Origin of the sequence: Streptomyces sp. NPDC059567, from assembly GCF_042735655.1 — a bacterium.
GTDB lineage: Bacteria > Actinomycetota > Actinomycetes > Streptomycetales > Streptomycetaceae > Streptomyces.
The window spans coordinates 35,250-43,085 of sequence record NZ_JBHWBS010000065.1; the positions used below are offsets into that span (position 1 = coordinate 35,250).

7 protein-coding genes are annotated in these 7,836 nt (G+C 69.8%); 5 read left to right on the forward strand and 2 right to left on the reverse strand.

Annotated features, from left to right (window positions below):
- Positions 1–5 precede the first annotated feature (5 nt).
- Together ACFVZW_RS25225 and ACFVZW_RS25230 are read left to right on the forward strand one after the other, a co-directional pair.
- The gene (locus tag ACFVZW_RS25225) at positions 6–641 is read left to right on the forward strand and encodes a precorrin-8X methylmutase (protein ID WP_383555396.1); all 636 of its coding nucleotides are present in this window, start codon (positions 6–8) and stop codon (positions 639–641) included.
- Positions 638–2,146 (forward strand): precorrin-2 C(20)-methyltransferase, encoded by a 1,509-nt coding sequence (locus ACFVZW_RS25230; RefSeq protein ID WP_384525328.1) that lies wholly within the window; start codon positions 638–640, stop codon positions 2,144–2,146. The genes ACFVZW_RS25225 and ACFVZW_RS25230 overlap by 4 nt, the downstream gene beginning before the upstream one ends.
- A gap of 183 nt (positions 2,147–2,329) precedes the next feature.
- Here the strand turns inward: ACFVZW_RS25230 and ACFVZW_RS25235 are convergent, their stop codons facing one another.
- Positions 2,330–3,925, reverse strand: a complete 1,596-nt coding sequence (locus ACFVZW_RS25235) for a serine hydrolase (RefSeq protein ID WP_384525331.1) — start codon at positions 3,923–3,925, stop codon at positions 2,330–2,332.
- A gap of 252 nt (positions 3,926–4,177) precedes the next feature.
- Here ACFVZW_RS25235 and ACFVZW_RS25240 point away from each other — a divergent pair, with 252 nt between their 5' ends.
- Together ACFVZW_RS25240 and ACFVZW_RS25245 are read left to right on the forward strand one after the other, a co-directional pair.
- The gene (locus ACFVZW_RS25240) at positions 4,178–5,014 is read left to right on the forward strand and encodes a helix-turn-helix transcriptional regulator (RefSeq protein ID WP_384525334.1); all 837 of its coding nucleotides are present in this window, start codon (positions 4,178–4,180) and stop codon (positions 5,012–5,014) included.
- On the forward strand, positions 5,011–5,253 hold the full coding sequence (locus tag ACFVZW_RS25245) for a DUF397 domain-containing protein (protein ID WP_384525336.1): 243 nt from the start codon (positions 5,011–5,013) through the stop codon (positions 5,251–5,253). The genes ACFVZW_RS25240 and ACFVZW_RS25245 overlap by 4 nt, the downstream gene beginning before the upstream one ends.
- Positions 5,254–5,841: 588 nt before the next feature.
- Here the strand turns inward: ACFVZW_RS25245 and ACFVZW_RS25250 are convergent.
- Positions 5,842–6,300 (reverse strand): carboxymuconolactone decarboxylase family protein, encoded by a 459-nt coding sequence (locus ACFVZW_RS25250; RefSeq protein ID WP_384525339.1) that lies wholly within the window; start codon positions 6,298–6,300, stop codon positions 5,842–5,844.
- 86 nt (positions 6,301–6,386) lie between these two features.
- Here ACFVZW_RS25250 and ACFVZW_RS25255 point away from each other — a divergent pair, with 86 nt between their 5' ends.
- Entirely contained in the window at positions 6,387–7,262 is an 876-nt protein-coding gene (locus ACFVZW_RS25255) for a sigma-70 family RNA polymerase sigma factor (protein WP_384525342.1), read from the forward strand.
- Positions 7,263–7,836: the final 574 nt, after the last annotated feature.

Here is a 7,836-nt window from a genome sequence, read left to right on the forward strand (position 1 = left end):
ACACGATGTTCGCCTACGAGAAGGACGGCGCGGAGATCTACCGCCAGTCCTTTGCCACGATCCGCGCCGAGGCGGACCTCGCGGATCTGCCCGCCGACGTCGCCACGGTCGCGGTCCGCATGATCCACGCCTGCGGCATGACCGACCTCGTCCGCGACCTCGCCTACTCGCCGCAGGTCGTCTCCCGCGCCCGCGCCGCCCTGCGCGCCGGCGCACCCATCCTCTGCGACGCGCAGATGGTCGCCAGCGGAGTGACCCGCAAGCGCCTGCCCGCCGACAACGACGTGGTCTGCACCCTCTCCGACCCCGCCGTGCCCGCCCTCGCCGCCGAGCTCGGCACCACCCGCAGCGCCGCCGCCCTCGAACTCTGGCGCGACCGCCTCGAAGGCTCCGTCGTCGCCATCGGCAACGCGCCCACCGCCCTCTTCCACCTCCTGGAGATGATCGCGAAGGGCGCGCCCCGCCCGGCCGCCGTCCTCGGGATACCGGTCGGCTTCATCGGCGCCGCCGAGTCCAAGGACGCCCTCGCCGCCCAGACCCTGGGCCTCGACTACCTCGTCGTACGGGGCCGGCGCGGCGGCAGCGCGATGACCGCGGCCGCGATCAACGCCATCGCGACGGAAGCGGAGATCCAGGCATGAGCGCCGACGCCCCCGGCAAGCTGTACGGAGTCGGCCTCGGCCCCGGCGACCCGAACCTGATGACGGTCGCCGCCGTGAAGGCCATCGCGTCCGCCGACGTCGTCGCCTACCACTCGGCCCGCCACGGCCGCTCCATCGCGCGCTCCATCGCCGCCGAGCACCTCCGCGAGGACCACATCGAGGAGCGGCTCATGTACCCGCTCACAGTGGAGACCACCGACCACCCCGGCGGCTACCGCGGCGCGCTCGACGACTTCTACGAGGAGGCCGCGGCCCGTCTCGCCGCCCACCTGGACGCCGGTCGCACCGTCGCCGTGCTCGCCGAGGGCGACCCGCTCTTCTACGGCTCGTACCAGCACATGCACAAGCGGCTCGCGGACCGCTACGACACCACCGTCATCCCCGGCGTCACCTCCGTCAGCGCGGCCGCCGCGCGGCTCGGCGAGCCGCTGTGCGAGGCGGAAGAGGTCCTGACGATCATCCCCGGCACGCTGCCGGAGGACGAGCTGACGGCCCGCCTCGCGGGCACGGACTCGGCGGTCGTGATGAAGCTCGGCCGCACGTTCCCGACCGTGCGCCGCGCCCTGGAACGCGCGGACCGCCTGGAGGACGCGCGGTACGTGGAGCGGGCGTTCATGGCGGGCGAGCGGACGGAGATCCTCTCCGAGGTGGACCCCGAGACCGTCCCGTACTTCTCGGTCGCCGTCCTGCCCTCCCGTATCGACGCCGTCACCCCCGAGTCCCGGGAGACCGTCGGCGAGGTCGTCGTCGTCGGCACCGGCCCGGCGGGAGCGCCCTGGCTGACCCCGGAGTCGCGCGGCGCGCTGGTCAACGCCGACGATCTCGTCGGCTACACCACCTACCTCGACCGCGTGCCGGCGCTGCGCCCCGGCCAGCGCAGGCACGGCTCGGACAACAAGGTCGAGTCCGAGCGCGCCGAGTTCGCCCTCGACCTCGCCCGCCGCGGGCGCCGGGTCGCCGTCGTCTCGGGTGGCGACCCCGGTGTCTTCGCCATGGCCACGGCGGTCCTTGAGGTGGCGTCGGAGGAGCGGTACGCGGACGTTCCCGTACGGGTCCTTCCCGGCGTGACGGCCGCGAACGCGGCGGCCGCCGCGGCGGGTGCCCCGCTCGGCCACGACTACGCGACCATCTCCCTCTCCGACCGGCTCAAGCCCTGGGACGTGATCGCCGCCCGGCTGCGCGCCGCGACCCGGGCGGACCTGGTCCTGGCTCTCTACAACCCGGGCTCCAAGTCCCGTACGCACCAGGTGGCGGCCGCCCGCGACCTGCTGCTCGAACTCCGCTCGCCCGAAACCCCGGTGGTCGTGGCGCGCGACGTCGGCGGCCCGGAGCAGTCGGTACGGGTGGTGACCCTGAAGACCCTGGAACCGTCCGAGGTCGACATGCGGACGCTGCTCCTCATCGGCTCGTCACAGACGCGCGCGGTCGAACGCGGCGACGGCCGCACGATCACCTGGACACCGCGGCGGTACCCGGAGGAGTGACGGGGGCCGCGGGGACGGGACCGGTCGCGGCGGGGGGAACCGTCGCGACGGGGCCGGTCGCGGCGGGGCCGGTCGCGACGGGGCCGGTCGCGGCGGGGCAGGTCGTTGTCGCAGCGGGGCAGGTCGTTGTCGCAGCGGGGCAGGTCGTTTTCACCGGGCCGGTCGCCGGACTCGCCCTGCACGTCAACGGGTGAAGGTCCCCAGCCCTTCGGTGTCCAGATACTCGACGCGGACGCTCTTGCCGTCCAGGGAGAAGGTGACCCCGGTGCGACCGACGGCGTTCTCGCCGCGCGTCGCGAAGCTGAACGTGTCGCCGTCATAGTGCGTCAGCGGGTACGTCTCCGGCTCCGGCCCCAAGGACAGCGTCAGCCGTCCGTCAGCGCCCTCGGTGACCTTCAACTGGCCGTAATAGTCACTGGAGTACGTACCGGTGTAGGCATCGGCGTTCTTCGCCGGCTTGGCGTCGGTCGGCGGGCGGGCATAGTCGGTGTCGGACCGGCCCGCGTCCTCCTGCTGCTGGTAGATCGCGTCGACGAGCGGGATCCAGTCGCGGCTGGGCTTGCCGTTCTGGGCGATGTCGAAGAAGTCGAGGGCGACGGCGTCGGCCACACCGGCCGGGGCGCCGTTGGTGAGGACGACGATGCCGAGCTGCTCGCCCGGCAGCATCGTGACGTTGGTGTGCGCGCCGAGCGCGAACGCACCGGTGTGGGAGAGACGGAGACGGCCCTCGTCGTCGTAACTCACGTTCCAGCCGAGACCGTAGAAGCCGGTCCGGGCGGCCGGGGCATGGGGCGGATTGGCGACGGACTGCGGCCAGTGGGTGCGCTCCAGAGCCTCGGCGTCGATGATCTGCCGACCGTCGAGCTTGCCGTTCGCCAGCTGCAGGCGCATCCAGATCCCCATGTCACGGGCGTTGGAGCTGACCCCGCCGGCCGGCGACTGGGCGTCGGGATCGCGCAGACTCGGCTTCCAGCTGCCGTCGGCGGCCTGGACATGCCCCACGGCACGGTCGGACCGCTGCTCGAAGTCCTCGAAGGTCGAGCTGGTGGAGACCATCCCCGCCGGCTTGTAGAGCGTGTCGGCGGCGAGCTTCTCCCAGACCACGCCCTTCTCGTCGGCGACGGACTCGGCGGCGGCCGTGAGACCGAAGTTGGTGTACGCATAGCTCGCGCGGAACGGCGCGAGGGGCTCGTAGCACAGGTGGGACAGGATGTACGCCTGGTCATATCCGAGGTCTTCAAGCAGGTCCCCGGCATGATCGGGTAGCCCGCTGCGGTGCGAGAACAGGTCGGCGACGGTGACGTGCTCGGTCACCCAGGGATCCTTCAGCCGGAAGTCCGGGAGATGGGGGCTGACCGGCTTCTCCCAGCCCTCGACGCCCACGGCCTGGGCGACGACGGTGGACGCGATCGGCTTCGAGACGGACGCGAGCTGGAAGACGGTGTCGCCGTCGACCTTGGCGGCCTTCCCGACCTCCCGTACGCCGTACCCCTTCAGATGGACGACCTTGTCCTTGTACACGACGGCGACCGACACACCCGGAACCCCGGTGCGCTTCATGGCCTGTTGGACCACCCCGTCGACCCGCCCGACGGCCCGGTCCACATCGGCGTCGTCCAGCTGCGGGGGCGGCTGGGGCGGGGGCGGCTGAGGCGGCGGCGGGGAGGGCGGCGGGGAGGGCTGGCTGGGGCCGTTGGCGGCGACGGCGGGAACGGTCACGGCCCCGGCGGACAGCAGGGCCGCGAGGGTGGCGGCGGCTACGCATCGCACGGTACGCACGCTTCCATTCAACGACGAGGGGTGAGGACTGTCGCGCTGGGGGAATCGGAAAATCGGCGCCACTTTCATGTTTGGCGGTCGATTCGACGCATTCCTGAGGACAGGAATCCATGCCGCCGCTAGCGTTTTCTGCGACTGCGGAGGTGGGTTGCCGACCCCTTTGACCTGCGCCAACACACCTCAAGGGCGGTCGAATTCGGCGGGGAGCAGTTGAGACCGTTTGAGATCGGTCGAGTCCGAATGGGGACAGGAATGGCGCGAGCGGAAAACAAGGAAACGGTGGGCCCTGCGGCACGCATGGTGGCGAGCGTGGCAAAGAGACTGCGCCTGAAGAAGGGCATGACGCAGGACCAGCTGGGAGCGGAGATGGGCTACACCGGGGCGGCCATCAGCGCCATGGAGCGCCTGACGCAACCGGTGAGCGACGAGATGCTGGTGAAGCTGGAAGAGGTGCTGGGCGACGGTACGGGCATCTTCGAGGAGATGCGGGAGCTCGTACGGCTGGAGAAGCTGCCGGAACAGTTCAGGGACTACGCACCGATCGAACAGAAGGCGGTGGGCCTGAGCCTGTACGCACCGCAGGTCATCCACGGCCTCTTCCAGACGGAGGAATACGCCAGGGCCCTGATCGGCGGCGGCTACCCACCGCTGCCGGAGGCGCGGGTGGAGGAGCTGGTGGAGGCGCGGATGCTGCGGAAGGTGCTGTTCGAGAGGGAGCCGACGTGCTTGATCGAGCTGACGCTGCACGAGACGGCGCTGCGGTGGATGGTGGGCAGCGAGGGGATCATGCGGGACCAGTACCGGTTGCTGGCGGAGTGCGCCCGGCGCAAGAACGTGACGCTGCAGGTGCTGCCGATGGATGCGGGGCTGAGGGGGGAGAACGCGGGGGCGCGGGGTGAGATCAACCTGGTCGAAACTCCGACACACCACCGTCTCGTCTACCTGGAGGTGCAGGACGAAAGTGTGCTGATCACCGACCCGGCGAAGGTGAGTACATGCGCCCAGCGTTGTGCGAAGATCCGGGCACAGGCCCTGGATCCTCGCGAATCGCTGGGCCTCATCGAGCGGTTGGCGGGAGAGAGCGGATGAGCGAGACCACTCTGCACTGGTTCAAGTCCAGCTACAGCAGCGACAGCGGCGGCAACTGCGTCGAAGTGGCCTTCGACTGGCGCAAGTCGTCCTACAGCTCCGACAGCGGCGGCGACTGCGTCGAGGTCGCCGCCTGCCCCCACTCCGTCCACCTCCGTGACTCCAAGGTCACCGACGGCCCGACGTTCGAGGTCGCTCCCGAGGCCTGGTCCACGTTCGTCGCGGGGCTCACGGGCTGACCGCCCTTCGTCGGCTTCTGGTTCGGCCGCCCTCTCTCCGAGTGTGGCGGGTTCCGGCGACGCCTCAAGGGCGCTCCTACGTCGCGTCGGCTCCGCCGATTCCGCTGCGCTCCACCCTTGACCCGCCCCCTCCACCCGCCTTTTCACACTCGGAGGGCGGCCCGGGGGCGTGGCCACGCGGCCAGACCGGAGGCGGTGCGGCTCTGCTCGGCGCCTGCGGGCGCGTGGTTGGTTTGCGCGGCAGTTGAATGGGGCGGCCCGGCGGCGCTAAGCGTGTTGAGGCCGGTGAGTGGCTGGGATTCATGCCCCGCTGGTCACTCTCCGGTGGGTGGTGGGGGGAGTTGATCAGCGCGAGCGTCCCTAAGTCTCCGCAACTCGCCTTCGGCGGGCCCCAAAGGGGCCTATCCAGAGGAGTTACCGCGAGTAGTGGAGAGTTAGAGACACCAGCAGCCACCCCGACTCCACGAAGCCGATGACCATGTGTGTCATCCCCTCGGCGCGGCAGAGGTCCTTCACGCCTGCCCTGCCTCGTGGCCCACCCGGAGATCGCTTCGCTGGGGAAGCCTCGGTGGGCACGAGCCCCGCTGGTCAGCCCCAGGTCTGGCCGGCCGGTTCCTTGATGGTGCGGTTGATCCGGTTGAAGAAGTTGGTCAGCGCGATCTCCAGGTTGATCGCGCCAATCTGCTCCTCGGTGAAATGGGCGCTGATCTCCTCCCAGATCTCGTCGGTGACGCCCGGCGCACCGTCCTGCAGTCGGGTGGCGGCCTCGGCCAGCGCCAGTGCCGCGCGCTCCGCGTCGGTGTAGAACGGCGCCTCGCGCCACGCCGCTACGTTGTGCAGCCGCTCATCGGTGTCACCGGCCTTCTTCCCTCCGGCGACACTGGCGTAGACGCACGCCGAGCAGCTGTTGATCTGGCTGGTGCGCAGGTGGACCAGCGCGAGCAGCTTCGGGTCGACACCCCCGGCGGCGATCGCCTTCTGCAGGTGCTGGATCGCGGTCCACACATCAGGGCTGTTCTTGTTCTTGTTCTTGAGCCGGTTCTCCATGTGGGAGTGCTCTCCTTCATCGGGTTACGTTGCGGCGCCTGTGCGCGTCATCCCTATGACGGAGCAGCTTCCAGAGAGGTAACAACATGGCCGGCGCCCATCCCGCGGACCCGATCGTCGATGCCTTCGAGTCCCACCGTGACCGGCTCCGCGCCGTTGCCTATCGCGTGCTCGGATCACATGCCGACGCGGAAGACGTGGTCCAAGAGGCGTGGCTGCGTCTGTCCCGTCAGGACACCGACACCATCGACAATCTCGGCGGCTGGCTGACCACCGTGGTCGGCCGCATCAGCCTCGATGTCCTGCGGTCCGGCCGGACGCGCCCGGAAATCTCCTTCGACGACCAGCTACCCGAATTCACGGTGACGCTCGACGACGCTCCCGCTCCGGAAGACCTTGCGGCAATCGGCGACTCCGTCGGCCTCGCGCTTCTCACGGTCCTCGACTCGCTGCGCCCTGACGAACGACTGGCGTTCGTGCTGCACGACGTGTTCGCCGTGTCCCACGGGGAGATAGGCACGATTCTCGGCAAATCAGCCGACGCGACCAAAATGCTCACCAGCCGCGCACGCAGGAAAGTGCAAGCCGCCCAGCAGCCGGCAAGCGCCGGACGACAACAACGCGAGGTGGTCCAAGCCTTCCTGGCCGCAGCCCGCGACGGTCAGTTCGAGCAGCTGCTGCAGGTTCTCCACCCCGAAGTGAAGTTCACAGTCCACACCCCGAACGGCACGTTCGTCACGCTCGGAGCCACCGAAGTCGCCACTCGCGCGCGAGTGGCCGGCAGCGCAGCACGAGGACATGCCGCGACCGTCAACGGCCGCCCCGGCGTCATCTCCTGGAGCGAAGACGGCACCCCATTCTCCCTCCTCGCCTTCACCGTCGCCGACGGCCACATCACCGAGATCACCGCCGTGATCGATCCGGCCGAACTCGCGCTCATGGACCTGCCGGACCCGGTGTGACTCGACGAAGGCCGGCGACCCTAAGTCGACGCAACTCGCCTTCGTCGGGCCCCAAAGGGCGCAATCCGGGAAGTTACCGCGAGTAGTGGAGAGTTAGGGACACCATTCTTCACCAGCACGGCATGGCACTCGGCGAACGTCTGCGGGTTCAGCACCGAACGCGGCATGCTGACAGCCCGCTCGGAGCCGTCCCCTCCCACGGCCGGGGGTCGGCGATGCCGGCCAATCGGCGTCGTGGCGTCGGGGTGGCTGCTGGCGTCCCTAACTCTCCACTACTCGCGGTAACTTCCCCGGAATCGGCCCCTTAGGACCCTCCGAAGGCGAGTTGCGGAACTTAGCGACACCCACGCCGATCAACTCCCCCCACCACCCACCGGAGAGTGACCAGCGGGGCATGAATCCCAGCCGTCGGCCCACCGCAACACGCTTAGCGCCGCCGGTCCGCCCCATTCAACTGCCGCGCGTCCCCACCCACGCACCCGACGGCCGCCCTCCGAGTGTGAAAAGGCGACCGGAGGCCGGGGGTGCACGGGGTACCCCCGCGCACGAGTCCGACCCCCGCCCCCGCCGCAGC